Annotated in this window: 26 protein-coding genes; 20 read left to right on the forward strand and 6 right to left on the reverse strand. The window is 62.1% G+C overall.

Going from position 1 to position 25791, the window contains the following annotated elements:
* The first annotated feature begins 1 nt into the window (after position 1).
* Positions 2 to 769, forward strand: coding sequence for a crotonase/enoyl-CoA hydratase family protein (locus KL788_RS10245; protein WP_293171009.1), 768 nt, complete (start codon positions 2 to 4; stop codon positions 767 to 769).
* 7 nt (positions 770 to 776) lie between these two features.
* Here KL788_RS10245 and KL788_RS10250 read toward each other — a convergent pair whose 3' ends face one another.
* Positions 777 to 2144, reverse strand: a complete 1368-nt coding sequence (locus tag KL788_RS10250) for an MmgE/PrpD family protein (RefSeq protein WP_293171012.1) — start codon at positions 2142 to 2144, stop codon at positions 777 to 779.
* Between the two features lie 132 nt (positions 2145 to 2276).
* On the opposite strand from KL788_RS10250, the gene KL788_RS10255 reads away from it, so the two are divergent.
* Genes KL788_RS10255 through KL788_RS10285 form a run of 7 tightly spaced genes read left to right on the forward strand, consistent with a single transcriptional unit; the run spans position 2277 to position 9493 of the window.
* Positions 2277 to 3473, forward strand: a complete 1197-nt coding sequence (locus KL788_RS10255; RefSeq protein ID WP_293171014.1) for an acyl-CoA dehydrogenase family protein — start codon at positions 2277 to 2279, stop codon at positions 3471 to 3473.
* 1 nt (position 3474) lies between these two features.
* Positions 3475 to 4554 (forward strand): acyl-CoA dehydrogenase family protein, encoded by a 1080-nt coding sequence (locus KL788_RS10260; protein WP_293171016.1) that lies wholly within the window; start codon positions 3475 to 3477, stop codon positions 4552 to 4554.
* Positions 4551 to 5054, forward strand: coding sequence for an acetyl-CoA carboxylase biotin carboxyl carrier protein (locus tag KL788_RS10265; protein WP_293171018.1), 504 nt, complete (start codon positions 4551 to 4553; stop codon positions 5052 to 5054). Before KL788_RS10260 ends, KL788_RS10265 begins: the two co-directional genes overlap by 4 nt.
* 11 nt (positions 5055 to 5065) lie before the next feature.
* Complete coding sequence (locus KL788_RS10270) at positions 5066 to 6439, forward strand: acetyl-CoA carboxylase biotin carboxylase subunit (RefSeq protein ID WP_293171020.1); 1374 nt, start codon at positions 5066 to 5068, stop codon at positions 6437 to 6439.
* Positions 6432 to 7886: a hypothetical protein gene (locus KL788_RS10275; RefSeq protein ID WP_293171022.1), complete on the forward strand. Its 1455-nt coding sequence runs from the start codon at positions 6432 to 6434 to the stop codon at positions 7884 to 7886. Before KL788_RS10270 ends, KL788_RS10275 begins: the two co-directional genes overlap by 8 nt.
* Before the next feature lie 9 nt (positions 7887 to 7895).
* On the forward strand, positions 7896 to 8720 hold the full coding sequence (locus KL788_RS10280; RefSeq protein WP_293171024.1) for a 3-keto-5-aminohexanoate cleavage protein: 825 nt from the start codon (positions 7896 to 7898) through the stop codon (positions 8718 to 8720).
* The gene (locus tag KL788_RS10285; RefSeq protein WP_293171026.1) at positions 8717 to 9493 is read left to right on the forward strand and encodes an enoyl-CoA hydratase/isomerase family protein; all 777 of its coding nucleotides are present in this window, start codon (positions 8717 to 8719) and stop codon (positions 9491 to 9493) included. Before KL788_RS10280 ends, KL788_RS10285 begins: the two co-directional genes overlap by 4 nt.
* Here KL788_RS10285 and KL788_RS10290 read toward each other — a convergent pair.
* Together KL788_RS10290 and KL788_RS10295 are read right to left on the reverse strand one after the other, a co-directional pair.
* On the reverse strand, positions 9490 to 10359 hold the full coding sequence (locus KL788_RS10290) for an SMP-30/gluconolactonase/LRE family protein (protein ID WP_293171028.1): 870 nt from the start codon (positions 10357 to 10359) through the stop codon (positions 9490 to 9492). The two genes, KL788_RS10285 and KL788_RS10290, sit on opposite strands and share 4 nt — an antisense overlap.
* Positions 10359 to 11549 (reverse strand): acyl-CoA dehydrogenase family protein, encoded by a 1191-nt coding sequence (locus tag KL788_RS10295; protein ID WP_293171030.1) that lies wholly within the window; start codon positions 11547 to 11549, stop codon positions 10359 to 10361. The genes KL788_RS10290 and KL788_RS10295 overlap by 1 nt, the downstream gene beginning before the upstream one ends.
* Positions 11550 to 11625: 76 nt before the next feature.
* Between KL788_RS10295 and KL788_RS10300 the strand changes: the two genes are divergently transcribed.
* Genes KL788_RS10300 through KL788_RS10340 form a run of 9 tightly spaced genes read left to right on the forward strand, consistent with a single transcriptional unit; the run spans position 11626 to position 19716 of the window.
* A complete protein-coding gene (locus tag KL788_RS10300) occupies positions 11626 to 12483 on the forward strand; it encodes a MaoC/PaaZ C-terminal domain-containing protein (RefSeq protein ID WP_293171032.1) in 858 nt (285 codons plus the stop codon).
* Positions 12484 to 12493: 10 nt separating this feature from the next.
* Positions 12494 to 13702, forward strand: coding sequence for an acetyl-CoA acetyltransferase (locus tag KL788_RS10305; protein WP_293171034.1), 1209 nt, complete (start codon positions 12494 to 12496; stop codon positions 13700 to 13702).
* Positions 13702 to 14142 (forward strand): Zn-ribbon domain-containing OB-fold protein, encoded by a 441-nt coding sequence (locus KL788_RS10310; protein ID WP_293171037.1) that lies wholly within the window; start codon positions 13702 to 13704, stop codon positions 14140 to 14142. The genes KL788_RS10305 and KL788_RS10310 overlap by 1 nt, the downstream gene beginning before the upstream one ends.
* Positions 14139 to 15359, forward strand: a complete 1221-nt coding sequence (locus KL788_RS10315) for an acyl-CoA dehydrogenase family protein (protein ID WP_293171040.1) — start codon at positions 14139 to 14141, stop codon at positions 15357 to 15359. Before KL788_RS10310 ends, KL788_RS10315 begins: the two co-directional genes overlap by 4 nt.
* Positions 15359 to 16258 (forward strand): SDR family NAD(P)-dependent oxidoreductase, encoded by a 900-nt coding sequence (locus KL788_RS10320; RefSeq protein ID WP_293171043.1) that lies wholly within the window; start codon positions 15359 to 15361, stop codon positions 16256 to 16258. The genes KL788_RS10315 and KL788_RS10320 overlap by 1 nt, the downstream gene beginning before the upstream one ends.
* Positions 16255 to 17103, forward strand: coding sequence for an ABC transporter ATP-binding protein (locus tag KL788_RS10325; protein ID WP_293171046.1), 849 nt, complete (start codon positions 16255 to 16257; stop codon positions 17101 to 17103). Before KL788_RS10320 ends, KL788_RS10325 begins: the two co-directional genes overlap by 4 nt.
* Positions 17100 to 17819 (forward strand): ABC transporter ATP-binding protein, encoded by a 720-nt coding sequence (locus KL788_RS10330; RefSeq protein ID WP_293171049.1) that lies wholly within the window; start codon positions 17100 to 17102, stop codon positions 17817 to 17819. Before KL788_RS10325 ends, KL788_RS10330 begins: the two co-directional genes overlap by 4 nt.
* The gene (locus KL788_RS10335; protein ID WP_293171052.1) at positions 17816 to 18670 is read left to right on the forward strand and encodes a branched-chain amino acid ABC transporter permease; all 855 of its coding nucleotides are present in this window, start codon (positions 17816 to 17818) and stop codon (positions 18668 to 18670) included. The genes KL788_RS10330 and KL788_RS10335 overlap by 4 nt, the downstream gene beginning before the upstream one ends.
* Positions 18667 to 19716, forward strand: a complete 1050-nt coding sequence (locus KL788_RS10340) for a branched-chain amino acid ABC transporter permease (protein ID WP_293171055.1) — start codon at positions 18667 to 18669, stop codon at positions 19714 to 19716. Before KL788_RS10335 ends, KL788_RS10340 begins: the two co-directional genes overlap by 4 nt.
* On the opposite strand, the gene KL788_RS10345 is transcribed toward KL788_RS10340, so the two are convergent.
* From KL788_RS10345 to KL788_RS10355, 3 genes are all read right to left on the reverse strand, one after another.
* Complete coding sequence (locus KL788_RS10345) at positions 19717 to 20247, reverse strand: MarR family winged helix-turn-helix transcriptional regulator (protein ID WP_293171058.1); 531 nt, start codon at positions 20245 to 20247, stop codon at positions 19717 to 19719.
* Positions 20248 to 20353: 106 nt separating this feature from the next.
* The gene (locus KL788_RS10350) at positions 20354 to 21313 is read right to left on the reverse strand and encodes an electron transfer flavoprotein subunit alpha/FixB family protein (protein ID WP_293171061.1); all 960 of its coding nucleotides are present in this window, start codon (positions 21311 to 21313) and stop codon (positions 20354 to 20356) included.
* Between the two features lie 17 nt (positions 21314 to 21330).
* Entirely contained in the window at positions 21331 to 22101 is a 771-nt protein-coding gene (locus KL788_RS10355; protein ID WP_293171064.1) for an electron transfer flavoprotein subunit beta/FixA family protein, read from the reverse strand.
* A gap of 127 nt (positions 22102 to 22228) precedes the next feature.
* On the opposite strand from KL788_RS10355, the gene KL788_RS10360 reads away from it, so the two are divergent.
* The 3 genes from KL788_RS10360 to KL788_RS10370 are packed head-to-tail and all read left to right on the forward strand — an operon-like array spanning position 22229 to position 25778.
* Complete coding sequence (locus KL788_RS10360) at positions 22229 to 23029, forward strand: enoyl-CoA hydratase/isomerase family protein (protein ID WP_293171067.1); 801 nt, start codon at positions 22229 to 22231, stop codon at positions 23027 to 23029.
* On the forward strand, positions 23026 to 25011 hold the full coding sequence (locus KL788_RS10365; RefSeq protein ID WP_293171070.1) for an acetate--CoA ligase family protein: 1986 nt from the start codon (positions 23026 to 23028) through the stop codon (positions 25009 to 25011). The genes KL788_RS10360 and KL788_RS10365 overlap by 4 nt, the downstream gene beginning before the upstream one ends.
* Entirely contained in the window at positions 25008 to 25778 is a 771-nt protein-coding gene (locus KL788_RS10370; protein WP_293171073.1) for an SDR family NAD(P)-dependent oxidoreductase, read from the forward strand. Before KL788_RS10365 ends, KL788_RS10370 begins: the two co-directional genes overlap by 4 nt.
* Positions 25779 to 25791 lie beyond the last annotated feature (13 nt).

Consider the following 25791-nt stretch of genomic DNA (forward strand, 5'->3'; position numbering starts at 1 on the left):
CATGTCCAGCGCTGCGGTACTGACGAGCACTCACGAGGGGGTGCTCACGATCACCATCAATCGGCCCGAGGTGCGCAACGCGATCGATTCTGCAGCAGCGGTAGGGATCGCCGCGGCGCTTGATCAGCTCGACCAGCGCGATGAGCTTCTCGTCGGCATCGTGACCGGTGCTGGCGGCACCTTTAGTGCTGGTGCCGATCTCGGCGCAAAGCTACGCGGTGAGTCGCCACGTGTACCGGGGCGGGGTTTCGCAGGGATCGTGCAGCGAAGCTCGCCGAAGCCGCTCATCGCGGCGGTCGAAGGGTATGCACTCGCCGGCGGGTTCGAGATCGCGCTCGCCTGCGACATCATCGTCGCTGCGCGGGGGGCGAAGTTCGGCCTGCCCGAGGTGAAGAGAGGGCTCGTGGCAACGGGAGGCGGTCTGTTGACGCTCGCTGAGCGAATTCCCTACCACGTGGCGATGCGCCTCGCGCTCACAGGCGACGTGATTGATGCGTCGCGTGCGGCCGACCTCGGCATCGTCTCCGACCTGACCGACGACGGTGCGGCACTGGAGGCCTCCCTCGATATCGCCCGTCAGATCGCGCGCAATGCGCCGCTCTCTGTTCGTGCGAGCAAGCACATCATGGTCGAAGCGAGAGACTGGCCCAAAGCGGAGGCGTTTGCGCGTCAGTTCGAGATTGCCGATGCGATCGCGCACAGCTACGACGCACGCGAGGGTGCCGCGGCATTCAAAGAGAAGCGCGAACCTCGATGGACCGGACGGTGAGGGTCCGCTAGTCCGCTTCGCCGATCGCGGCGGCGAGGTTCGCTGTACTGCCCGTCTCGAGAAGGTTGGTCATGGCTGCGTCGAGAACGTCGACTCGAGATTCGTCCAACCCCGATGACGCGTAATTGCGGTGAAGTGCCTCCAGCACTCGCCCCCTGGTGTCTAGTGAGAACGCTGGATTGTCGTTGCCGTCGGCCGAGAAACGAGTCGTTCCATCGGTGAGGTCGATCGCGACTTCCGTGGCGTAGCCAGGCAGGTCGCCGGTCGGTGTCACATCGACACGGCGTGCGACCTCGAGCAACTCGGGGTCTTCGAGGTCGTCGTATCCGCTGTGGTCGAGTGACCCTCGCACAAGTTGCAGTGCGGCTGCCCACGGCGCGCTCAGCAATGCGGCAGACCGGGAGGGAAACGGCCCGGCGCTTGCGACCCCCGGGTACTCTCCAGCGATCGTGCTCAGGCGAACACGTACGGCACTGACGTGGTCGGCCCGAACATTGAATTCACGAAGCTGGTGCACGAGCGACTGATTCCACCCGCAGGTGAGGGCCGCCTTCAGACGGGCTCGTTCGATCTCGAAACCACCATGTCCTGCAGGCCGGAGGTCCACTGGCAGAGTCTCGCCCGCGAAGGCGACGAAGACGCCCTCGGGCCCCTCCAACGCAAAGCGTGAACCCTCGACACCCTCAGCCGCGAGCATCGCCGACATGACCGCGTGGCGCGCGGCAAGCGCGGGGGCGAGAAACCATTCATCCGACCCGGCTAGGAACGGATGGGTTATGCCGGATGCTCCCTGCGCAGCGATCGCCAGGGCATGAACTTGCTGTTCTTGCGTCAGGCCCATGGCTAGTGCGGCCGCCAGAGTGCCTCCGAAAACGGTGTACACAGAGGGTGGACGGAAGCCGCGCGCGGTTGTTCGCTCGGCTGCGGGCCCACCGAGTCGTCCGATGAGCTCGTGACCGGCCACGACAGCTTCCGCATAACGACCGGGTGGAAGCGTACCTCCCATCGCCTCGGCCACAGCGAACACGGCCGGGATCACCACGACCCCGGGATGGGAGGAGCTCCCCGCATGGGTGTCTTCTCGAAAGTCAGAGTGTGCAGCAACCGCATTCGCAAACGCCGCACCCGCACAAGTGCCCGATCGCTTGCCATGCGCCACGATGGTCGCGGCGCTTCCCGATTCCCACTTCGCTGTGTACTCGACGGAGTCTCGCCCTATTGGGTTCTGCAGTCCCAGCCTCATGACTCCGAATACCTGGAGAGAGTTTCGCGCCACGGAGTCTCGCGTGGAGTCGGGGAGGCTTTTCGCCGAGATGTCGGCGAGGAGCTCCACCAACACTTCGGCGAGCGAATCAGACTTCGGTGCTCGTGTCATCGTGATCTCCTTCAGCGACGGTCGCCATCGACTCGTCTGAGAGATAGTTTAGGGGCAAATCGAGTTCGCAGTCATGGAAAGACATGCTGTTCAAATGCCTGCCTTGACAGCGATGCGTGCACTCCTTTACCTTTGAACAATTCTGACTACGTGGTCGATCGAGGAAGGCGAGCAATGCCTCTACAGCTGACCGGTCGCCAGCTAGCCTTTCGCGAAGAGCTTCGCGCCTTCTACACCGACAAGGTCGAGCCTGGCTGGCGCGAGCGATATGACTCGTTCGAGGACCTGGGCGCGTATCTTCGCGACTGGGAGCAGGTGCTCGCCTCGAGAGACTGGGCCGTCCCCACGTGGCCAGAAGAGTACGGTGGCCGTGGTGCCGACGCGGTCGAGCGGGCGATCTTCACTGAAGAAACTGCGCGGTTTGACGCGCCCGAGGGACTGAATCGTCTCGGAAAGAGGCTTGTCGCTCCGGTGCTGTGGCAGTTCGGCACCCCTGAGCAACAACAGCACCTCGCGCGCATCCGCACGGGTGACGAACTGTGGTGTCAGGGCTTCTCAGAACCGTCAGCCGGATCCGACCTCGTGAACATCCGCACGACAGCACAGCGCGTTTCGGACGAGTGGGTCATCAATGGCCGAAAGATCTGGACGAGCTTCGCACAGTTCGCCGACTGGATTATCTTGCTTGTCCGCACGGGGCCTGCAGACTCGCGCGCAGACGGAATCTCCGTGCTGCTCGTCGACCTTCTCACCCCAGGCATTGAGATCAGCCCGATCATCACCATGTCGGGCCATGCCGAGTTCAACGAGGTTTCCTTCAACGACGTCAGGGTCCCTGCCGCCAATCTCGTGGGTGAAGAAAACGCGGGTTGGTCCATCGTCCGGAGCGTCTTGCAGGACGAGAGGGGGGCCGATTACTGCTTGGCACGGTATTCCGACATTCGGCGCATCTTTGACGATGTCGTCTCGACGGCACGCGAGCTCCCGGCGGAGCACCGTGCAGTCGCGCACCTTGGCGCAGATTACGCACGCGTGTACGCCATTCAAGTGCTTGCATCCGACTTGCTCGAGCGTGGTCAGAATCGCACCGCTCCTGAAGGACTCGAGTCTCTCGTGAAGCTCTACACCACCGAGACGTGGCGCACGATGGGTGATGACCAGCTGCGTTGGTGGGGTGCACCCTACTTCACCGAGGGTCCCAAAGAACGCCTGCACGATCAGGCAGAATCTCGCCACTTCACCATTTCGGCTGGCACGAGTGAGATCCAGCGCAACTTGATCGCCAGTCGACTGCTCGAGTTGCCCAGCGGTCGCAAGAAGGTGGCGTGACATGCTCCTCACGACCTTGCTTGACGACCATCTCGATGCTGAGGCGGCAGACGTGCTCGGCTACTGGTCCGACTTGCTCGAGGAGATCGGTGGTCCTCGTCTTGGACCAGACGAAACGCCCGAGTTTCTCACGATGAGCCAGACACTTGCAGTCATTCGAGACCAAGGTTGGCTGGATTTCGCCCTCGACGGCGACACCCAATCCTTACTGTACTTCGAGGCCATCAAGCGACTTCACCGCCGCGACCTGCCCCTGCCCGTTCCGATCGTTGAGATCTGGAGCGCCATGCGGTTGCTCCGTCGACTCAATACCCCCCAGGCGAATGAAATCCTCGAGTCGTGTGTCGTCGGTGAGAGCATTCCGGTACTGGCAGTCGCCTCTGCGTTCGAGCCGGGAGACAGCGGCTGGGTTCCCTTCGGTGCCGATGTCACGGTGATTCTGGCGATCGACAGCCGTGACGGCCTCGACTTCGAAGCGATCAGGCCGGGCGTGGGTGACCGAGTGCCGGCCAACGACCCAGACCCCACTCTGGCGGCTGTAAAGGTCACCGGTGCTGGCGAATCGCTCGGAGGACTCGACGGACCGGAGAGCGATCGGTTCCGCGCCGAACTCCTTGTCGCACAGTCCGCTGCGATCGCTGGACAGTCACAAGCGTTGCTCGAGTCGACGATGGCCTACGTCAGCGCGCGAGAGCAGTTCGGGGTGCCAGTCGGCTCGTTCCAGGCACTTCGACACCGGTCCGCAGACCTCGCGACCGATGTCTATGCCGCCCAGCAGATGAGTATCCATGCCGCTGATCAACTCCCCACTCATGGCGAGCCGTCTGCGCTCGGCCACTTGGCGAAAGCCTTTGTGGGAAGCGCCGGACTGCGCATGGGGAGTGAAGCGATTCAGCTCCATGGCGGTATGGGATTCACCTGGGAAGGCGGGGTGCACTTCGGATTCAAGCGAATCCAGCATCATGCGATGACCGGACCCACGGTCGGCCAGTGCGAAGAATGGCTTGGTCGGTGGGCAGTGGATGCCCCCGCCACTCTGTGGGCAGGCGGCCTCGATGAGGCAGAAGGCGATGCAAGATGAACGAACAGGAAGACCACTCCTTGAACAACAGTATTGAGTTGAGCGACATCACGGCAATTATCGACCTGTTGAAAGCATCGGGCTGGCGTGAGGCGCGATTGCGGTTCGGCGACTTCGAGTTGCAGCTCTCGGATTCCGGAGTCGGGCTGGGCGTTGCGCAATCTGCCCCCGCACCAGTAGCGTCGACGACTCCCGCCGCTGTCTCTCCACCGACCGTCTCAGAGTCGTCGACGGCCGCCCCGATCACTGCTTCGGCACATGAGCACATCGTGCGGGCGAAGTCTCTTGGAGTGTTCTGGAGAGCTCCGCAGCCGGGGGCTCCCTCGTTCGTCGAGGTCGGGGACGAGGTTGAGCCCGACTCTCCACTGGCGATCGTTGAAGTCATGAAGATGATGACTCGCGTCGAGCCCGGCGTTCGGGGTACTGTCACCGGAATCCACGTCGAAAACGGCCAGGTCGTGGAATTCGATCAGCCGCTCCTCACTATTGCGATGCTCTGAGCGACTCAGTAATGACCCCCATCCATCGCCTACTTGTGGCCAACCGCGGCGAGATCGCTGTGCGAATCATCCGTGCGGCGTTCGACGAAGGAATCGAGACCGTCGCCGTCATCAGCGATGCCGATCGCGACTCGCTCGCGGCCAAAATGGCTGACCGCGCGGTCGTGATCGGACCAGCTCAAGCCAGTGCGAGCTACCTCTCTGTCGAAGCTGTCGTCAATGCGGCTATCGCGACTGGCTGCGACGCAGTTCACCCCGGATACGGTTTTTTGAGCGAGCGCCCAGAGCTGGCGCTCGCTTGTGACGAGAACGGGCTCACATGGGTCGGTCCCTCTGTCGATAGCTTGCGAAGGGGCGGTGACAAGTCCACCGCTCGCACCCTCGCAAAGTCACTCGGTATCCCAGTGGCCGAAGGCGTCGAGCCGTCCTCCGATGCAGAGGGACTGCTGGAACACGTGCGTGCGATCGGTTACCCGGTGCTTATCAAGGCATCGGCCGGGGGCGGAGGACGCGGCATGCGTCTCGTCGCTGATGAAGCCGCCCTTCTGAGCGCAATCGAGCAGGGCGGCAGAGAAGCGCAGGAGGCATTCGGCGACGGGCGGGTGTTCGTCGAGCGATTTGTCGAGCGTGGCCGACATGTCGAAGTGCAGATATTGGGCGACGGGCGAGGCGGTGTGATCCATCTCGGAGAACGTGACTGCTCCGTTCAGCGTCGCTATCAGAAGATCGTTGAGGAAGCACCTGCGTTCGGCCTGAGCGACGAGCTGCGCAACGGGCTTCACGCCAGCGCTGTAGCGCTGGGGCGCGAATTGAACTACCTCGGCGCCGGTACCGTGGAATTCCTCGTCGATGTCGTGCGCGGCGACTACTTCTTCCTGGAGATCAACACCCGGGTGCAGGTTGAGCATCCGGTGACCGAGATGGTCACTGGGATCGACATCGTTCGTCAGCAGTTGCGTCTTGCCCAAGGAGCGGAACTGCCTGACCAAGAAGACATCGTGGTGAGAGGTCACGCTATCGAGTGTCGCCTGACGTCAGAAGACCCCGCCCGGGACTTCATGCCCACGCCGGGGCGCGTGACCGAGTGGGTCGCTCCACAGGGCACCGATGTTCGGGTTGACACCCATTTGTTCCCCGGCTACATCGTGCCTCCGTACTACGACTCGCTGTTGGCCAAGATCATCGTGCGCGGCGCGAATCGTGAAGAGGCGATCGCGACGACTTCTCGCGCCCTTCAGCGAGTGCGGGTTGACGGAATCAGCACGAACCTTTCGCTTCTCGAAGCCGTAGTGACTGATCCGGCATTCGCGGCAATGGGAGTCACGACCCGTTGGCTCGAAGCGGACTTTATGCCTAAGTGGTCAGATGGGGGCTCACATGGCTGAGATCGAGTTTCTTGATCAGACCCTGCGAGACGGACAACAGAGTCTGTGGGGAATGAAGATGCGCGCGGCGCATATCTTGCCCGTTGCCGACGAGTTCCCCAAAGCGGGCTTCCTCTCCGCCGAGCTGACCGGCACGACGATTCAGTCGCTGCTCGTGCGCGACTTCAAAGAGAACCCATACGAGGGACTCGACTTAGTGACGAGTCGAATGCCCGGCATGGTGTTGCGCGCGGGCATGCGACCCGACACGGCCAACTTCAGCCTGCAGCCCTACTCCGTGATTGATCTCTCGGTCAGCGTCATGATGAAACACGGCATCAACAGCTTCTGGTTCTTCGACTGCCTCTACAACATCGACAAGATGGAGCGCCTAGGCGAGGTCGTCTCGAGCTTGGGTGCGGAGTCGGTCCCGACCGCGACGTATGCGGAGAGCCCTGTTCACACAGACGAGTTCTTCGCCGACAAGATCCGTGAGTTTGCCAGTTGGAGGCACACCGATGCGATCATGCTGGCTGACGAGGCCGGTGTGCTCACTCCCGATCGCGCTCGGACTCTTCTGCCAGCCATCATCGAAGCGGCGAACGGTGTTCCGATCGAGCTGCATGTTCACAACACCACCGGCCTAGCCCCGCTTATCTACTTGATGGGAATCGAACTCGGCATCACGAGAATTCACACGGCTTCGCGTCCACTGGCTAACGGTTCCTCGCTTCCCTCGACAGAAGTTATGCATGAGAACGTGACGGAACTCGGCCACACAACGCGCCTAGACCTCACGGCGATCGATCGCATCTCTGAACACTTTGAATACGTCGGCAAGCGCGAGGGATACCGGCTCGGAGCTGTCGAGGAGTTCCGCGTAAAGACATTCACCGAGCAGATGCCGGGCGGCATGATGGGCACACTGAGGGCTCAGCTCAGCACTCACGGAATGGAGCATCGGCTTCAGGAAGTGCTCGACGAAGGGGCGCGGGTGCGCGCGGAGTTTGGCTATCCGGTCATGGCGACGCCATTCTCGCAGTTCATCGGCACACAGTCCGTGCTCAACATCACAACCGGTGAACGCTACGGACTCGTCACCGATGAAGTCATCTTGTACGCGCTAGGCCGCTTTGGTACCCCGCCAGCGCCGATGGACGAGAACGCGCGAGACAAGATTCTCGGCCACAAGAGAGCGAAAGAGCTTGCCGCTTGGGAGTTGCCTCAGCCGAGTCTCAAGGAGCTTCGTCAGCAGCACGGAATCCACCTCACTGACGAGGAACTGCTGTTGCGCATTCTCGTTCCCGGTCCTGCGGTCGATGCGATGATCGCGGCTGGGCCCGTGCAGACTGCGTATCCGAAGCGCGACGAGCATCCGCTCATCCTTGCCCTTCGCGACGCCGCGGCATCTCGCGCACAGTCGGTTCACGTGCGTAAAGGCGAACTCGACATCCAGCTTCATCGATAGGGGACACCCATGCAACCGCTCATCATCAATGCTGCAATCTCGGGCTCGCTCAATAAAGATGCCATGCCAAACCTTCCGAAAGACCCGGAAGACATCGGAAGGATGGCGATCGAGGTCTGGCAAGCAGGCGCGTCGATCGTGCACATTCACGCCAAGGACGACAACGGCGTGCATTCGGGCGACGTTCAGTACTTCAAGCGTGCGGTCGACTACATCAAGGAGCACGACAGCGACATACTGATCAATCTCACGACCAGTTTCACTGGCTCCAACGTCGACGATTGGGAGACGCGATTCTCGCCCCTTACCCTGTCGCCCGACATCGCTTCCTATGACGCAGGAACGATGAACTTCAACGAGCACGTGTTCTACAACAAGCCCGAGTTCCTTCGGGAGCTGGCGAAGAAGATGCAGCAGCACGGAGTGAAGCCGGAGATCGAAATCTTCGACACCGGACAGATCGGCAACGCTGTGCGATACGCCGAAGAGGGATTGATTGATGACCCCTTGTACATGCAGTTCGTTCTCGGCGTGAATGGGGGAGCCCCGGCGACGGCGAAGCATCTCGTGCACTTGGTCGAGAGTCTGCCGAAGGGTGCGATTTGGTCTGTGGCGGGAATCGGCCGGCACCAGTTGCCGATGGATGTGCTGGCCATCCTCATGGGTGGTCATGCGCGCACGGGTCTAGAAGACAACTGGTACTACGAAAAGGGCGTCTTGGCGACAAACAAGCAGCTCGTCGAGCGTCTCGCCGGACTTGCGAAGACATTCGGGCGAGAGGTCGCAACCCCGTCGCAAGCACGTGAGATTCTCGGCCTCCCGGCGAGCTCATGAACACCTTCTCAACCCATCTGCGTGAGGGCGTTCTCACTGGACTGATGAATCGCCCGAGGGTGCACAACGCCCTCGACAGCGAACTTCGCGCGGCGCTCGCCGGTTTCTGGGATCGAGTCCGCGAAGACGATGAGGTGAAAGTCGCCGTCATCGCAGGAGTCCCTGGTTCATCCTTCAGTTCTGGTCGCGACATGAAAGAAACCGCCGAAGCGTACCAACAAGCTCAGACGGGTCCTGACTGGGAGCTCGGTGGTCGTACAGGCTATCCCGTCGATACCCCCCCGGGTAAGCCAGTTATTGCGGCGATCGACGGATACTGCATGGGTGCGGGTCTCAAGATGGCGGCTGAGTGCGACCTGAGGATAGCGGCGACGAGCGCCATCTTCGGCAGTCCGCAGGCAAAGGTGGGCAGGGCAACCGAGAGTCCGCTGTATCTGCGACGCATCGGGGTGCCGGCGGCGGTTGCACTGGACATGGTTTTCACCGGTCGCAGACTAGACGCTCAGGAAGCCCTGCACTACGGCCTCGTCAGTCGCGTCGTGGGGCCGAACAGCTTGCTCGATGAGGCTTACGCGATGGCCAGCATCATCGCCGCGTTCTCTCCGACTGTTGTGGCCGGGCTGAAGCGCGGGCTTGACAGCGGACTGGGCGACCTGCCGTCGGCTGTCGCCTCACCGCTGTGGAAGTCGGTGACGGCAATGTACGGTGACACCCCAGATGCCCGCAAGGGCGCGGAAGCATTCGTCAATCGTCCGCGCGGTCAAGAGGACTAGGGCGCGCCGAAGAGTGGCACGCCCGGGGCGACCGCGTCTCGCGCAATAACCCGGCCTCCGCGTGCCGCAGTCACCACCAACGTGGTGAGCTCATCTCCGGCGAAACACAGATTCGTGGGGAACGAGTCGCCGAGGTCGATGAAGCTCCAAGACCCGTCTGTCTCAAGCACGCAGATACCTTCGGATGTGGTGGCGGCGATCCAGAGTCGGCCTTCGAGGTCGAATGCCATGCCGTCAGGTTGTCCGTGGGGTAGCACGGAGACCTCACGACCGCGGCGTACGCCTGCGCCGTCGACATCGAACGCCACGACGGAGCAATCCTTGGTGTCTGTGACGTAGAGTTCCGAACCATCTGCGCTGAACGCGAGGCCGTTCGGGTGTGGCAGGCCTTCTGCAATCAACTCGAACTCGCCGTCAGAGGGGTTGAAAGCCCACACTCGACCTTGTGGGCCGTCGACCGGCGGGAGCAGCCGACCGTATGGATCAGTGAACCAGAGTCGACCATCAGGACCGAAGGCACAGTCGTTCGGGGCGTGCAGATCTGAACGTAGCCACGCGCTGACCGATCCGTCGAGACCGATTCTCTGGATTCCCGGATCGGTGGTGATTTCCGACTTACCGTCCATCACGCGGCCACCGTTGTTGACGACCCAGAGCCCGGACGCGTCGGCCGCTGCCCCGTTTGGGCCGCCTCCGAGTTCGCGGAGCTTGGTCGCCCCGGTTCCGTCAAGAGCAGCGCGGTACACCACTCCACGGTTCACTGACACGAAATCCACGAGGTTGCCGCGGGCAACAGGCCCCTCGACGAATCCGTAGCCCTCCGCAAGCATCCGCCAGCCCGACGGTGTCGTCGTCAAATCCGCCATCACAGACCGAGCGACTCGGCGAGCAATGCGCGGTGGAAAGCGGGCGAGCCGTAGAGCAAATCAGCGGAACGAGCTCGCCTGAAGTAAAGGTGCTCCGGGTATTCCCAGGTGAATCCGTTGCCTCCGTGAAGGTGGAGGTTCTCCGCTGCCGCGTAGTTGAGCGCGTCGGAGCATGCCACTTTCGCAACGGAAATCGCGTCTTGCCAGCCCTCTATGCGCGATTCCGTCGCCCCGAGCGCATAGAGCAGTACGCTTCGAGCATTCTCGATCTCGACGAGAATGTCGGCGCAGCGGTGTTGCACGGCTTGGAACTCGGCGATGAGCTGCCCGAACTGCTCCCGAACATTGGCGTAGCCGACCGCGGCTCCTAGGCATCGTTGCGCGGCTCCGATCTGCTCGGCTGCAAGTGCGAGCGCACAGAACGCCAAAGATTCGTTGACGATTCGTGCCCCGTCACCTGCACTGCCCACTCTCTCGCCGGGTACATCTCTCAAGGTGACGCGCGTGAGCTTGCGAGTTTGGTCAAGAGTCTCTGAAGGGCTCACTGTCACGCCGCTGGCGCTGCTCGAGACTGCGTACAAGCTCACACCGGAATCGTCTCGTGCCGTCACCAAGAACTCGTCGGCGGCAAGGCCATCGACGACGAAGTGCTTCTCTCCGGTGAGGCGAACCTCATCCCTGTTCGCGGTGGCAGTCGTCTCAACCGATGATGCGCGCCAGTCGCCATCGGCCTCGACGGTCGCCAGTGTCGCCAGGTGTGCGCCGGAGGCGAGCGCCTCGACGCGCTCCATGTCTCCCGCGGCCAGAACTGCGCTTGTCGCGCCAACTGAACTGGCGAGAAACGGAGTGGTGAACAGGGTACGGCCGAACTCCTCGAGCACGATGCCCGCCTCGACGATGCCGAGCCCGAGCCCGCCGTGTTCTTCAGGTACGAGCACGCCGGGGAGTCCCAGGTCGACAACCTGTTTCCAGATGGCATCGCTGTAACCACGTTCGGTCGCCATCTGGCGGCGCACCTCAGACTCGCTCCAGCGACGGTCCAGGAACTCGCGGACCATCTCACGCAGATCTCGCTGATCTTCGGTCTCGTCGAAATCCATAGTGCTCCCGATTCGTCGTGCGGGGCGAGCGCGCCGTCGCTGCCGCTTGTCATATGCTACAGCATTGAAGTAGATGAGCGACACTGCCACCTAGGGGCAGAATGCGCAATGACACCAGTTTGATTCAATATTGAAATCTCTGGACTAATCCCGTACAGTCACAACAATGGCGCAGATGCTGGTCAATGATGACTTCGAGATTGGACTTGTGAGTCGGTGGACTCCCGAGGCCGAATCCGTCGTGCGCCATGAAGCCATCGTCGCGTACTCAGAGGCGATTGGTGAGACCGACGAGCGTATGCTCCGCGGAGAAGTATCGCCCTTGATGTACGGCGTCGTTCCGTCCTGGCGTCACATCGTTGACCAGTTCAACGCGGTGATTCCGCCATCCGGCCATGGGCGACAAGTGCATGGCGAACACGTGATCACTTCCCCTCGGCCGCTCCGCCCCGGAGACATACTTCAGACGCGCGCCCGCCTCGTCGGCGTCAAGCCGACATCCAAGGGGTCAGTGGTGGCTATCGAGGCGGAGTCCCGTTCGACTCAGGGTGAACTTCTCGTTCACCAGGTCAGCACTGCCTTCGTGATCGGCGTCATCGCGAACGCGGGCGTTGGAGAACTGCCAACGAATCCGGCGGCTTTTCGCTCGTCCCGAACCCAGGTCGTCGAGATGCCGACGGACCTCGGCCTCCCCGCGCGGTACGCGTCTGCATCGGGAGACGACTCCCCGATACACCTCGACGATGACGCAGCGAAGGCGATCGGGCTCCCCGGCGTGATACTGCACGGCATGTGCTCGCTCGCGCTCGCTGGTCGTGCGGTTGTGAGCGCGGTCGGGGGAGGTGACCCGACGCAGCTGCGCCGGCTCGGCTGTCGCTTCACGGGCGTTGCGTTTCCTGGGGATCCGATCGTGGTCGAGGTCAGTGGGAGCGGGCAGGTGGCGCGGTTCTCGGCGGCTGACGCAGATGGACGTCAGGTTCTTTCGTCAGGACAAGCTTCCATCGGCGCGCCAGCGGCGGGATAGGAGAGACCTCATGCGCGGAGCCTTGCAGCGAGAAGTCGCGATAGCCGGAATCGGACTCAGCGACTATCCCGTGGCACCCGGAATGACGAGCGAGCAGCACGCCGCACTTGCATTCCGGCGTGCCCTCGACGACAGCGGACTCACGAAAGCAGACGTGGACGGCTTCTTCAGCGCCGGCGACGCGCTTCCTCACTTCGAAGACGCAGAAAACCTCGCTGAGTATCTCGGTATCCAGCCTCGATACTTCGACAGTACCTTCACCGGCGGATCGGCCTTCGAGGTACTTCTCCAGCACGCGGCTCTGGCGATCGCGGCCGGCGAGTGCGAAGTGGCACTGATCGTCTACGGATCGGATGCACGCAGTCGTCATAAGCGCGGGCTCGGCGCCAAAGGCCTCGCACCAACCACGTACCTGTTTGATCAGCCGCAGTCCGGGCCGAGGCGGCAAGGAAACGCTGCGGCTTTCGAAGCTCCCTGGGGCAGCTCGATCATCAGTTCATACGCGCTTGCGGCTCAGCGGCACATGTATGAGTACGGAACGACGAGTGCCCAACTCGCTGAAATCGCGGTGGCAATGCGCTACAACGCTCAGTTCAATCCGAATGCAATGTACCGAGACCCGCTGAGCGTGGAGGAAGTACTCGCTTCTCCCATGCTGGCTGACCCGTTGCATCGCTGGGATTGTTGTGTGGTGTCAGACGGTGGAGGTGCGGTCATCATGACGAGCGGCGAGCGCGCGCGCGATCTCAAGACGACGCCGGTCTACGTGCTGGCTGCCAAGAACGCCGCGACGCACTACAACATCGCGCAGATGCCCGACTACACCCAAACCGCCGCGGCGATGGTGGCCGACGACGTGTTCCGTGCTGCAGATGTCACCCGCGACGACATCGACACCCTGCAGATCTACGACAGTTTCACCATCACCGTCCTGCTCCAACTGGAAGATCTCGGGTTCGCCCCCAAGGGCGAGGGCGGGGCCTGGGTCTCTGACGGCAAGCTCAAGGTCGGTGGAGCATTGCCGACTAACACCGACGGGGGCGGCCTCAGCGCATGCCATCCCGGCATGCGCGGCATTTTCCTCATCATTGAGGCAACCCGGCAGCTGCGTCACGATGCGGGCGACGCGCAGACTCCCAATGCGCAGCTCGCACTCGTTTCTGGCAGCGGAGGAATCCTGTCCCATATCGGCGTCGCGATCCTCGGGAGGCAACCGTGATGGGCAAGGAAGCGAACACCTCTGTGGAATTGAGGGCGTCCGACCGGGTTCTCCCGATGCCCGATTCTGACAGCGCCGAGTATTGGGAGGGTCTTGCGCGCGGCGAACTTCGTCTGCAGCGGTGCACCGCTTGTGGCATCGCACAGTTCTATCCGCGCTCACTCTGCGCCACGTGCGGGGGCAGCGTTGAGTGGTTTGCCGCCACAGGAAAAGGCACGGTGCACACCTTCACGGTGGTGAGGACACATGGGGCAGAGCCGTTCCGCTCACTGGTGCCCTTCACGCTGGCCATCGTTGAACTCGAAGAGGGACCACGCATGATGACGAACCTTACGGGCATTGATCCCGACGACGTTCGGATCGACCTCCCGGTCGAACTCGAACCCGTATCGGCAGGCGATATCACTCTGCCGTTCTTCACTCCGCGGGCAGACTCGTGAATCTCACCGATACCCCCGCAGAGGCCGCGTTCCGTGCGCGTGTTCGGCTTTGGCTTCAGTCCAACGCTCCCGAGAAAGGCTCACCAGAGGACTTCTCTCACGGATACGGTGCGCTCGAAGGCGAGGCCGAGGAACGCTTTCTTCGTCAGTCCCGTGACTGGCAGGCGAAGCTTGCCGACGCGGGATTCGCAGGCTTGAGTTGGCCGAAGGAGTACGGCGGACAGGGGCTGTCGACCACGGAAGAAATCATCTTCGCGGAGGAGCAGTCGAAGTTCGGAGTGACCACCGCTGTGTTTGACGTGGCGATTCGCATGATCGGGCCGACGATCATTGCGCACGCTACGGAAGAGCAGAAGCAACGTTTCCTGCCGCCGATGCTGCGCGGCGAGGAGATTTGGTGCCAGTTCTACAGTGAGCCGCTGGCCGGCTCTGATCTGGCCAGCGTCCGCACCACAGCGGTGCGAGATGGCGATGGCTGGGTGGTGAACGGACAGAAGGTCTGGACTTCGGGCGCCACCTACTGCCAATGGGCGATGCTCTTGGCTCGAACTGATGCGGAGGTGCCGAAGCACAAAGGCCTCACCTGCTTTTTCGTGGATATGGCGTTACCAGGGATCGACATTCGCCCCTTGCGGCAGATGACCGGGTCATCGCACTTCAACGAGGAGTTCTTCGACGACCTTCGGCTTCCTGGCGGCAGCGAGTTCGGCGCAGTGGGAAACGGTTGGCGCGTCGTGCTTACGACGCTCACTTACGAACGCGCCATTATGGGCGGCGGCCATAAGGGCCCGTCTTTCGACGAACTCAGGGGGCTCGCGCTTGCGGCACCCGACCAGCCGGGGTCCGACCGCCGCCGAGAACTCATCGATGTGTACATCGGCGAGCGAATGCTCGATCTTCTCGATGCCAGAGTGCAGTCTGCGCTGGCACACGGAAGGGACCCGGAGATGGAGAGCTCAGTCAAGAAGATCCATCACGGTCGGCACATCAGCCGCACTACAAGACTCGGTCTCGATCTGCAGGGAGCGGCGGGAATGGTGACCGACGGTCCAATGGGTGACCACTGGGCCTATGAGGCGCTCAACTCGCCGATGTACCGGATCGCCGGCGGCACCGATGAGATTCAACGCAATATCCTCGCGGGCCGCATCCTTGGTGTGCCCGCCGCAGCCAAAAGGACTAGCACCATCACTCACGCAAGGGAAGGGCAGAGCTGATGCAACTCGGAGGAGACGTCGTCATTGTCACGGGCGCGGGGGCTGGCATGGGCCGTGAACACGCCCTGCTGCTCGGCTCACTCGGTGCGCGAGTCGTCGTGAACGACGTCGGAGTCGGCCTGCAAGGGCAGGATCTCGGCGAACGGCCGGCTGACGAGGTCGTGAGGCTCATCGTCGAGGCGGGCGGTGAGGCAGTTGCTGATGAGAACTCAGTCGCAACCGAGGAGGGTGCGGATCGGCTAGTTCGTACAGCGCTCGACACCTTTGGACGTGTCGACGCAGTGGTGAACAACGCCGGAATTCTGCGTGACCGGACCTTCGGAAAAATGAGCATGGACGAGTTGCGAGCAGTGCTTGAGGTGCATCTCGTCGGATCGTTCCTCGTGACCCAGAAGGCGTGGCCGCACTTCCGCAGTCAAGGTTACGGGCGAGTGGTGATGACGACATCCGGCGCTGGGCTATACGGCAACTTCGGTCAGGCAAACTACGCCGCCGCGAAGATGGGCATGGTCGGCTTGGCTCGCACTCTCGCGGTAGAGGGTGCACGCGATGGGATCAAAGCCAACTCACTCTCGCCGGCGGCGCGCACCCGCATGTCGAACGACACCCTGGAAGAGGAGTTCGCTCAGGCGCTCGACCCGGCCTTGGTGAGCCCCGTGGTTGCACTCATGGTGAGTCGCGAGTGCCCGTGGACCGGTCAGACCATTGCCGCAGGAGGAGGGCGCGTAGCTCTCGTGAATATCTCCGAGACACCTGGCTACGTGAATACTCGCCTGACGGTCGACGATCTCATCGCGAACTTGGACAAGGTTCACGACGAGGCCGGGTCATTCACCCCAGACGGAGTTCCGGCGCAAGCCGACTTCCTCCTCGCGCAGATCAAGGCAGGTGCAGCATGAAAGACGAGTCGCTCGGCCTCAGTGAAACGGACGTTCAGGCCGCGGTCACTGACAAGTCCGTCGCGGCGGCGGCGGTCATTGAGAACGGCGCCTTGGAAGTGCGTGGGCTCGGCGTGAAGTACGGGGGATTCGTGGCTCTCGACGATGTCTCGTGGTCGGTCGCTCCGGGAGAGATCCTCGGCATCATCGGTCCCAACGGCGCCGGAAAGAGCACCTGCATGGCGGCGATCACCAACAGTGTCAAGCACGTCGGCGCTGTTCTTCTCGATGGTCAGGATGTGACTGGGGTTCCGACCGACAGGCTCTCGCGACTCGGGCTCCGACGCACATTTCAACAGAACGCCTTCTACAACGAGCTCTCCGTGATTGAGAACGCTTCGAGTGCACTACTTCAGCATGAAGGCACTCCGCTCTGGGCGTCGGTACTTCTTCCGAGGAGAGAGACCCGGCAGACGCGGCGTCGTCTGGCGATGGCTGGAGAGCTTCTGACCGAGTTCGGTGTGCCTTCTGAGCTCTTCGGCAACTTGCCCAGCGAGATTCCTTACGGCACGCAGCGAATGCTGTCGGTGGCCCTCGCATTCGGCTCTGGCGCTAAGGCTTTGCTGGTCGATGAGCCAGCCGCCGGCGTGGGTGGGTCTGATATGCGCGACTTGGCCGAGACGCTCCAGAGGATCGCGAAGACAGGCACCGCACTCGTTGTGATCGAGCACCATATGGACCTGATCATGTCGGTGGCAGACCGAATAGTAGTGCTCGATCGGGGCGCGATGCTCGCTGCAGGGACCCCCCACGAGATTCGCACCAATGAGAAGGTTCTCGAGGCCTACTTGGGGCGGGCAGCATGAGCGCCATCTTGACCACGAAGGGGCTCACGGTTCGCTATGGCGGCAATGTTGCGCTGCAGCCACTCGACCTTGAGATACCTGAAGCAAGTCTGATTACCGTGGTGGGATCGAATGGGGCCGGCAAGTCGACCCTCCTCAGCGCGATAGCAGGATGGTCGCGAGGCAAGGCGATCCAGACCGGTGACGTATTCCTGCGCGAGGAAGACATCAGCAAGAGGTCGACGGTGTATCGCGCTAACGCAGGCGTGACACTGGTGCCTGAGTCGCATTCGATCTTCTATTCGCTCACTGTGGAGGAGAACCTCACACTTCATCGTGAGAGCCATCGCGAAGGGCAACGTAGCCTCGAAGAAATCTACGAGCTCCTTCCTCGGCTTGCGGAACGGAAGAAGCAGCAGGCGGGTTCGTTGTCCGGAGGGCAGCGGCAGATGCTCGCAATCGGACGTGCGCTCATCGCCAACCCGACTCTGCTCATGCTTGACGAGCCCTCGATCGGCCTGGCCCCTCAGGTCATCGTCGAGATTCTGCAGTTCGTACGCAACCTCGTCGACTCCGGCATGAGTGTCCTTCTGTCTGAACAGAACGTCACTGCGGTGCTCGGTGTCTCGGACGAGTTGATCCTCTTGGAGCGCGGTTCGGTGCTTACGAGAGGGACTCCGGACGAACTCAAGGACGACCCACGCCTCATCGACGCCTATCTCGGGACCGAATCATGATCACTATCGCTCAAATCATCAACGGAGTCGTGATTGGCTCGGGGTATGCGCTGCTCGCGCTCGGCTGGACACTGCTGCTCGGTGCCGCACGGGTGGTCAACTTTGCGCACGGGCAGTTCTACATGATTGGCGCGTTCGTCACCTGGTGGTTCATGACCATGACCGGTGCTCCGTATCTCGTGAGTCTCGTAGTCGCCCTCGTGGTTGCGGGTCTCGTGGGAATGCTCATGCAGCGGGTGATTCTCGGGATGACGATCGAGCACGACCTCGTGCGGATCATGATCGTCACGCTCGGATTCAGCTATGTGCTCTCCTCGCTCGCGACACTGATTTTTGGCGGAAACGCGCAGAGGGTCATATCGCCGTTCCAAGAGATCTATGTCGACGTTGCGGGTGTGCGCCTCAGCGTTCAGGACATCATCGTCGTCGTGCTGGCGCTCGTGCTCTTCACCGTGACCTATTTCGTAGTGCAAGGTACAAGGCTCGGGCGCGTGATTCGGGCGGTGGCGGAAGACCCGAAGTTGGCCGAGCTGGGCGGTTTGCGCCCAGCTCAGGTATACATCACGGTGTTCGCTTTCTCCACGGTTCTGGCTGCCCTCGCGGGGGCTCTCTTGACCGCTCGCAGCCCAGTGTTCACCACCGTCGGAGGTGAACAGGTCTTGCTGACCTTCGTCATCGTCGTGCTCGGCGGTGTTGGCCGCATTTGGGGCAATCTGCTCGCGGCACTCGGGGTCGGTCTCTTCACATCGATCTTCGGCGCACTCGTTTCGCCCGCCTACACGACTGGCGTGTTGTTCGCGATCGTATTGCTGCTATTCATCATTCGTCCGCGAGGAGTGCAGGTGCAATGACCATGAACAAGCAAACAGGCGCCCCCCCGTCGCAGTTCTCAATTCCGGGGATCCGTCCATACTCGACTCGCGAGCGCGTCATCAGGTGGGCGGGAGTGCCCGCGGTGATCGTCGCCTTCTTCTTTCTGCCTGTGGCGCTGGGAGGGGGCATTCGGATCTATGACACGCTCGTCGTGATCGCGATCTTCGCGCTGATGGTCTACGGGGTCGACATGCTGTTGTCGTACCTCGGAGACATCAGTCTTGGTCATACCGCATTTTGGGCGGCTGGTGCCTACGTGACCGCGGCGAGCGCAACTCGGTTCGGCTGGAACAGCTGGATGACGCTAGTAGCGTCGATCGTGCTCTGCCTCGCACTCGCAGCAGTGCTGGGAGGGGCGGTCTACAAGTCCCGAGCCTTCATCTTCACGCTGTCGACCTACGCGGCCGCGGTAGTGCTGAGCAACATCGCGCACAACTGGGAGTTCGTGGGCGGCTCCGACGGTGTTGTGGGCGTGCCATTTCTCGACCTCAGCATCGGACCGATCCAAATCGCGACTAACTCGGTTCAAGACATGTGGCCGGTCGTCTATGTGGTGCTGGTGCTGGTGATTCTCGGCATCTCGAGATTCCGCCATTCGAAGCTCGCACGTACCTCCTTGATGGCCTACATGAACCCTGACTTGGCGACCACCATGGGAGTCAACGTGTCGCGGGCCCGATTCCTGCTTCTCGTGATTTCCTCGGTTCCCCCCGCACTTGCCGGGTGGCTGTACGCCTACTACCGAAGCTATGTGAGTCCCGATCTCTTCGAGATGTACTTTCTCATCATCATGCTCACGGCCGCCGCGATCGTCGGACGCCGAGTGCTGCTCGGCCCAGTCATTGGCGTCGCTTTGATCATCACCCAGCAGAACCTATTCAGTCTGGGCGGAAGCGTCGACAAGCTCATTCTTGGACTCGTACTCGTCGTCGTACTCACAGTGTGGCCTTCGGGCCTGTTGGGGCTGTGGCACCTGTTGCGCGACACCGGAAAGCGACTCTTGGCTCGGCGCCACCGGGTGTAATCAACTGCTGGGGGCGCTGAGCCTCTTCTGACTTCGCCGTTGCGCGGAGGAGTCGAGCACTGACATGAGTCCTCTCATCGAGGAGTGGAGGTCACGTCTGTCTTCGACGCTGAGGGAGTTGAGGATCGACGAGCACGTGTCTACGATCCGATCGAAGGCGGGTTCGAAGAGTCTGAGACCATTCGCAGACAGGGATACCAGTTGAACTCGTCCGTCTTCGTGATGGGCGCGGCGCGCGATCAGCCCACGGCGCTCGAGTGTCGACAAACGGGCGGTGACTGCCCCCGGCGTAATGATGAGCGATCGGGTGAGTTCCGTCGGGCGAGTTTCGTACGGCGCGCCCAAGCGGACAAGCGCCGAGAGCACCTCAAACTCCGACATATTGAGGTCGCACTCCTCGAGGACTTGCGAAAGCGCCTTCTCGAAGAGATGCGCTGAACGCTTCAGGCGCCCCCATGCTTCAATAGGTTCGACATCAAGTCCCGGGCGCTCCGCGATCCACTGCGCACTGAAAAGGTCCACTGCATCCATATTGAAACATTAGCCTGGAATCTCGCCCGACATGCCAGGAAGCCCTCAGCTTTTGGGCTTGAGCTTGTATTTCACATGTGAAAGACATTCCATTTGGCGAGCATCCTCAGCGCCGATTGATGGCCTCGATCAGTTGGGGCACCACCGTGAACACATCGCCGACGACACTGAGGTCTGCGATGTCGAAAATTGGCGCATTCTCATCTTTGTTGATGGCGATGATTGTCTTGGCCGTCTGCATGCCCGCCAGGTGCTGAATGGCACCGGAGATACCTAGGGCGACATAGAGCTGTGGTGACACGATGGTGCCGGTTTGGCCGACCTGATACGACTGAGGAACGAAGCCGGCATCGACCGCGGCTCGTGACGCGCCCACCGCCGCTCCGAGAGAATTAGCGAGTTCCTCAACAAGAGCAAAATTCTCGGCAGAGCCGATGCCACGGCCACCCGCCACCACCCGCGGCGCGCTGCGCAGGTCGGGGCGATTCGTGGTGGAGGGCAACTCGGAAACACCGTCGATCACGCCAGCTGGCGACTGTTCGGTGACAGCCATTCGAACAACTTCTGCAGACGTGGCTGGTGCCTCTGAGTCAATGCTACCGATCCGCACGGTGGCGACTACCAGGCCGCCCTCGACCGTCGATTCGACGTCGAACGCACCGCCGAACACCGAGTGAGCAAGCCTGATCCGCTCACCGCCCTGCACGCCGACCACATCCACAGCCAGCGCGCCACCCGTCCGCACCGCCAGGCGCGCCGCCGCTTCGCGACCATCCGTCGAGTTCGGCGCGAAGACGGCTGCCGGTGAGTAGCGCTCAGTGGCAGCGGCGAGGGCTGCGAGTGCTGGGGTTGTAACGGTGGATAGAGCACTGTCTATCTCTGCTATGAACACCACTCGAGCGCCGAGGCTGCCGAGCTCGTCGGCCAGCTCGTCACCGGCACCCGGCCGCAAGGCGATCACCGCGACGGGATCCCCTACGGCTGCGGCGGCTCTGAGCGTGGTCGAGGCCGAGGGGGCGATCGCCCCGGACGGCAGGGTCTCAATGAGAGCGAGGGCGTGAGCCATGTGACAAACCTCCAGCGTCAGATCAGCTTGGTTTCGACGAGGAAATCCGCAATCTGCTGACCGGCGGTGCCATCGTCTACGATCTTGCGGCCAGAGTCGCGTGCTGGCCGCTCTGCCGTATTCAGAATCACCGAGACGGCCCGAGCGGTCTCGTTCAGGCCGAGGTCGGCGAGGTGTCGAACTTCGAGAGGCTTCTTCTTGGCTTGCATGATTCCCCGGAAGCTTGGGAACCGAGCCTCCGGTGCTCGCTCAGTGACGGAGATCACAGCGGGGAGGGCGGCGTGCACGTCAGCCGTTCCGTACTCCGTCGCCCGTTCCCCACGAACCTCGAGGTCAGAGAGTTCGGCAACATTCAGGTACCCAAGACCGGCGACCCCCAGCCGCTCCGCGAGCATTGCCGGAATGACACCGCCGCGCCCGTCTGTTGATTCGTTACCAGCGATGACGAGATCGAAACCTTCTCGCTTGATCGCGGTGGCCAGCACCAATGAGGTCCAGCTGAGGTCTGAGCCAGCCAGGGCATCATCCAGGATGTGCACGGCGCGGTCGGCGCCCATGGCCAGACCCTTGCGCAGGACATCAGCAGCTTGTCGAGGTCCCATCGTCATGACGGTGATCTCTGCGGCGTTCTTGGCATCGCGGTATGCCAGCGCCAACTCGAGCGCGCGCTCGCCCGACTCATCGATGACTGCCTCACTGGCGGCACGATCGAGCCATCCCGTCTCGAGGTCGAGTCGGCGTTCGCCCCAGGTGTCGGGTACCTGTTTGAGAAGGACGACGATCTTCACGGATTCACCCCTTTGCAGCTAAGTATTTCAATACTGTAACAACTCCTGATGATGATGACAAGTTCAATTCTACAGAGAGGAGACGCTAGGCTAGGACAGAAGATTCAACAGTAAAGGAAAATGTATCGTGTCCGAGTATCGCGCCATCTCGATCGCACGCACTGGCGGGGTTGCCACGGTGAGAATGAAGCCGCTCCGCGTATCAATGAATCTCGTGCCATACGCCGAAATCCACCACGAGATGGGCAGAGCGCTCTCGGAGTTGCGACTCGATGACGACATTCGCATCGTCGTGCTGACCGGAGAAGAGGACGGCGAGTTTCTTGTTCCTCCTCCCACCGACAACTATCGGAGCGGATCACAGAACGGCCGACTCGGAAGCCCGAGAGGCGAGTGGGAGCGCTTTACTGGCATCATCCGTGCCCACCAGGCCGTCGCCGAGATGGAGAAAGTTGTCATCTCAAAGGTCAACGGCGATGCGATGGGATTCGGCCAGAGCCTCATGTTCAACTCCGACCTCGTGGTTGCTCGCGAGGACGCGAAGATCTGTGACATGCACCTCGCGCTCGGGGAAACGATGCCCACCCACGGGAACGAGCCGGTGGGGCCGCACTACAGTCTCGTACCGGGCGATGGCGCGCTCTCTTTCGTTTCTCAGTTCATGTCGCCGCCGAAGGTGAAGGAGTACTTCTTCTTGTCTGAGGAGTACACAGGTGCCGAGCTCGCGGCGACAGGCATGATCAACACCGCCGTGCCACTCGCAGAGCTGGATGCCGCCGTCGATGACCTCATCGCGCGTCTACTCAGGCGATCAGCCGACGTCCTTGCGTTCACGAAGCGTGTCTTGAACCGGCGCGTCGTGACCGACATGAACGCAACTCTCGACCCCGCTGTCGCGTACCAGCTCTTCGACTTCCGCCGGCAATGACCATTCCTGAGCGCCCGGCGCAGCGACAGGGGCTCGCGGCGCTGCGCTCGCCGTCTGCTGTCACCATCGTCGGCGCATCCCCCGAGTCCTTCTTCGCCGATGCGCTACTGACCAACCTGACTTCTGGCGCATTTCGGTTCGGTAAGCCCATTCATCTAGTAAGCCATTCGCGAACTGAGGTGAGGGGTCGACCCACGGCGCGTTCCCTCGATCTCGTCGATGAACCAGGAATGGTCTACATGGCGATTCCGGCGCGTCATTGCGTGCCGGTTCTCGAAAGCACGCGGGCGCCCATCGAAGCAGTGGTCGTCATCAGTTCGGACTTCTCGCCCGACGAAGAAGAGGCTCTTCGTGCTTGGTCCACGAGCACAGAGGTGCCAGTTCTCGGCCCGAACTGCATGGGACTGATGTCGCTCGAGGACGGGTTTTTCGGGTACGCCGGTCCGCTGCCCTCTGTCTCACGTGGACCGGTGGGGTTGGTCATGCAAAGCGGCGGCATGCTGTCCGGTGTGGTTGCCGCTCTGGCGGCACGCGACATCGGTGTGTCGACCGCGGTGTCGTACGGCAACGGGGCTGTGCTCGGGTATCCGGACTTGGTCGCAGGGCTTCTCGAGGACAGCCGAATCGAGACGGTGCTCTTGTATGCCGAGTCGATCGCAGATGTCCGGCTGCTCCGCGTCGCCGGTTCCGACGCGGCGTCGCGGGGCAAGAACTTGGTGTTGGTTCAGGGCGGTCAATCAGAAGCAGGTTCTTCTGCCGCGGCTTCGCACACCGGATCGCTCGCGACACCTGCACGCATCGTGGAGGGCGTTGCACGACAGGCTGGCATCTTGGCTTGTCGAGACCTTGAGGAAGCGGTGTGGGCGATAGAAGCGCTGACGACGCCAGGTCTCCCTATTCCCCAGCCTGGGGGCGTCGCTGTCTTGACGACTTCGGGCGGCGGAGCCGTCGCGATGGCAGATGCCGCCCAACGGGGCGGGCTCGCGCTCGAAACTCCCTCGAAGGCAACAGAAACCGCCGTTCCTCATGCCGGGAATCCCCACGACCTCGGTGCGGCGGTGATGAACGACGCCGCCGCCTTCGCGGACATCGTGACGTCTTATGCGACGGACAGCTGCTACTCAGTGCTTGTTCATGTCGCGGGAGTGGGGCTCCCTCGTGCCGAGCTGCCGCAGCACACCGCGGTCGCGCGTTCATTCGTCGACATCGCTCAGGGCCACGGTCGCGCAGTCGTCCTGTCCGCGATCGTAGGGGCTCCGCCAATCGAACGGTGGGACGGTGTTGTCACGGCGACCAGTGCGCGTGAAGGTGTCGCGAAAGCTCGTGCGCTTGCGGCACGGTTCAGGCGCACGTCCCCCGCGCTCAGTCCGGATCACACTGATCTGCAACGTGGGCCTGTGCGGCTCATCACCGGGGCCGAGTCGCGTGCTGTTCTTGAGGGCGTCCGAGTCGAATGGCCTCGTTCGATGGACGTGGAGACGGACATCGACGCTCTGGTGATGGAGATCGGTCTTCCGTTGGTACTGAAGGCGGAGTCCCTCGCGCACCGAGCCGCCGCCGGAGGTGTGATCCGCGACATCAACAGTCGCGCCGAGCTCGATGCAGCCTTGGCATTCCTGCACAGCCGGTTTCCCGGCGCACCAGTGAGCGCGCATGAACAGATCGAGCACGAAACCGAGCTGATCGTCGGATTCGTGCGCAGTCGCGAGCATGGTCCGCTTGTGTCGTTCGGTATCGGGGGAACCCACGTCGGCGATGCGGTGGACTTCGCCAGCGCGCCGCTCGGGCCAGAAGACATTCATTCACTGGTCGCCTCACACGTCGTCGGTCCGTCGGCTCGAGCGGTGCAGGACTTGGTCGCGGACGTCGCTGACCTGTCGTTACGTCGTCCCGATATCGCGACTCTCGATCTGAATCCCGTCTGCATCACGGCAGACGGCGAAATCTACGCCCTGGACTCGAAACTAGAGGTGGTCGGATGACGATGACAATGACGATGCACGGCGAAAAGGTTCTCGTGACCGGAGCGGGCTCGGGCATCGGCGCGGGCATCGCGCGTGCCCTCGCAGCAGCTGGGGTGGCGGTGGCAGTAAATGATATCGACGGCCCCAGAGCACAGGCTGTCGCCGCGGAGATCGGAGGCTTCGCGGTGCCCGGCGACATTTCCGAGCGCGCGACCGCCGAGATCGTCGTGAATAGGACTGTCGATCACTTCGGCGGACTCACCGGTCTCGTGAACAACGCGGGCCTTTATCGCACCGCGACGCTCACCGACATGACTCTCGATGAGTGGAAGCTTGCCATGGACGTTAATCTTCTCGCCATGCTGCATTGCGCGCGCGCCGCCCGGCCTCACTTACGCGGCGGTGGATCGATAGTCAATGTGGCGTCGATTGCAGCCCAATTCCCATTTGCCGGGCTCGGAGCGTACAGCGTTTCGAAGGCGGGCGTGGTGTCGCTCACCCAGCAACTCGCGAGCGAGTGGGGTCAGATGGGGATTCGAGTCAATGCTGTGTCGCCGGGATTGGTCAGCGGAACTGGTATCCGCGGATCCGGGGCCAAGATCGACACGGAAGCCGTTCAAGCTAGACGGCGCAAGGTAGTGCCACTCGGGCGCACGGGCACTGCTGACGACGTTGCAGGACCTGTGCTCTTTCTGCTGTCCGCACTCGCAGGCTATGTGACCGGGCACGTGCTCGTGGTGGATGGCGGGCTCACCGCTAGCTTTGCCGGGCTCATCCCGAGCTGAGAAGCGGCGCGTC

Source organism: Microcella sp., from assembly GCF_019739195.1.
In the GTDB taxonomy this organism is placed as follows: domain Bacteria; phylum Actinomycetota; class Actinomycetes; order Actinomycetales; family Microbacteriaceae; genus Microcella.

Bases quoted from the DNA above. Each gene is read 5' to 3' on its own strand.
- KL788_RS10245 (WP_293171009.1), top strand. From the start codon at position 2: ATGTCCAGCGCTGCGGTACTGACGAGCACTCACGAGGGGGTGCTCACG.
- KL788_RS10250 (WP_293171012.1), bottom strand. From the start codon at position 2,144: ATGACACGAGCACCGAAGTCTGATTCGCTCGCCGAAGTGTTGGTGGAG.
- KL788_RS10260 (WP_293171016.1), top strand. From the start codon at position 3,475: ATGCTCCTCACGACCTTGCTTGACGACCATCTCGATGCTGAGGCGGCA.
- KL788_RS10265 (WP_293171018.1), top strand. From the start codon at position 4,551: ATGAACGAACAGGAAGACCACTCCTTGAACAACAGTATTGAGTTGAGC.
- KL788_RS10270 (WP_293171020.1), top strand. From the start codon at position 5,066: ATGACCCCCATCCATCGCCTACTTGTGGCCAACCGCGGCGAGATCGCT.
- KL788_RS10275 (WP_293171022.1), top strand. From the start codon at position 6,432: ATGGCTGAGATCGAGTTTCTTGATCAGACCCTGCGAGACGGACAACAG.
- KL788_RS10280 (WP_293171024.1), top strand. From the start codon at position 7,896: ATGCAACCGCTCATCATCAATGCTGCAATCTCGGGCTCGCTCAATAAA.
- KL788_RS10285 (WP_293171026.1), top strand. From the start codon at position 8,717: ATGAACACCTTCTCAACCCATCTGCGTGAGGGCGTTCTCACTGGACTG.
- KL788_RS10290 (WP_293171028.1), bottom strand. From the start codon at position 10,359: ATGGCGGATTTGACGACGACACCGTCGGGCTGGCGGATGCTTGCGGAG.
- KL788_RS10300 (WP_293171032.1), top strand. From the start codon at position 11,626: ATGGCGCAGATGCTGGTCAATGATGACTTCGAGATTGGACTTGTGAGT.
- KL788_RS10305 (WP_293171034.1), top strand. From the start codon at position 12,494: ATGCGCGGAGCCTTGCAGCGAGAAGTCGCGATAGCCGGAATCGGACTC.
- KL788_RS10310 (WP_293171037.1), top strand. From the start codon at position 13,702: ATGGGCAAGGAAGCGAACACCTCTGTGGAATTGAGGGCGTCCGACCGG.
- KL788_RS10320 (WP_293171043.1), top strand. From the start codon at position 15,359: ATGCAACTCGGAGGAGACGTCGTCATTGTCACGGGCGCGGGGGCTGGC.
- KL788_RS10325 (WP_293171046.1), top strand. From the start codon at position 16,255: ATGAAAGACGAGTCGCTCGGCCTCAGTGAAACGGACGTTCAGGCCGCG.
- KL788_RS10330 (WP_293171049.1), top strand. From the start codon at position 17,100: ATGAGCGCCATCTTGACCACGAAGGGGCTCACGGTTCGCTATGGCGGC.
- KL788_RS10335 (WP_293171052.1), top strand. From the start codon at position 17,816: ATGATCACTATCGCTCAAATCATCAACGGAGTCGTGATTGGCTCGGGG.
- KL788_RS10340 (WP_293171055.1), top strand. From the start codon at position 18,667: ATGACCATGAACAAGCAAACAGGCGCCCCCCCGTCGCAGTTCTCAATT.
- KL788_RS10345 (WP_293171058.1), bottom strand. From the start codon at position 20,247: ATGGATGCAGTGGACCTTTTCAGTGCGCAGTGGATCGCGGAGCGCCCG.
- KL788_RS10350 (WP_293171061.1), bottom strand. From the start codon at position 21,313: ATGGCTCACGCCCTCGCTCTCATTGAGACCCTGCCGTCCGGGGCGATC.
- KL788_RS10365 (WP_293171070.1), top strand. From the start codon at position 23,026: ATGACCATTCCTGAGCGCCCGGCGCAGCGACAGGGGCTCGCGGCGCTG.
- KL788_RS10370 (WP_293171073.1), top strand. From the start codon at position 25,008: ATGACGATGACAATGACGATGCACGGCGAAAAGGTTCTCGTGACCGGA.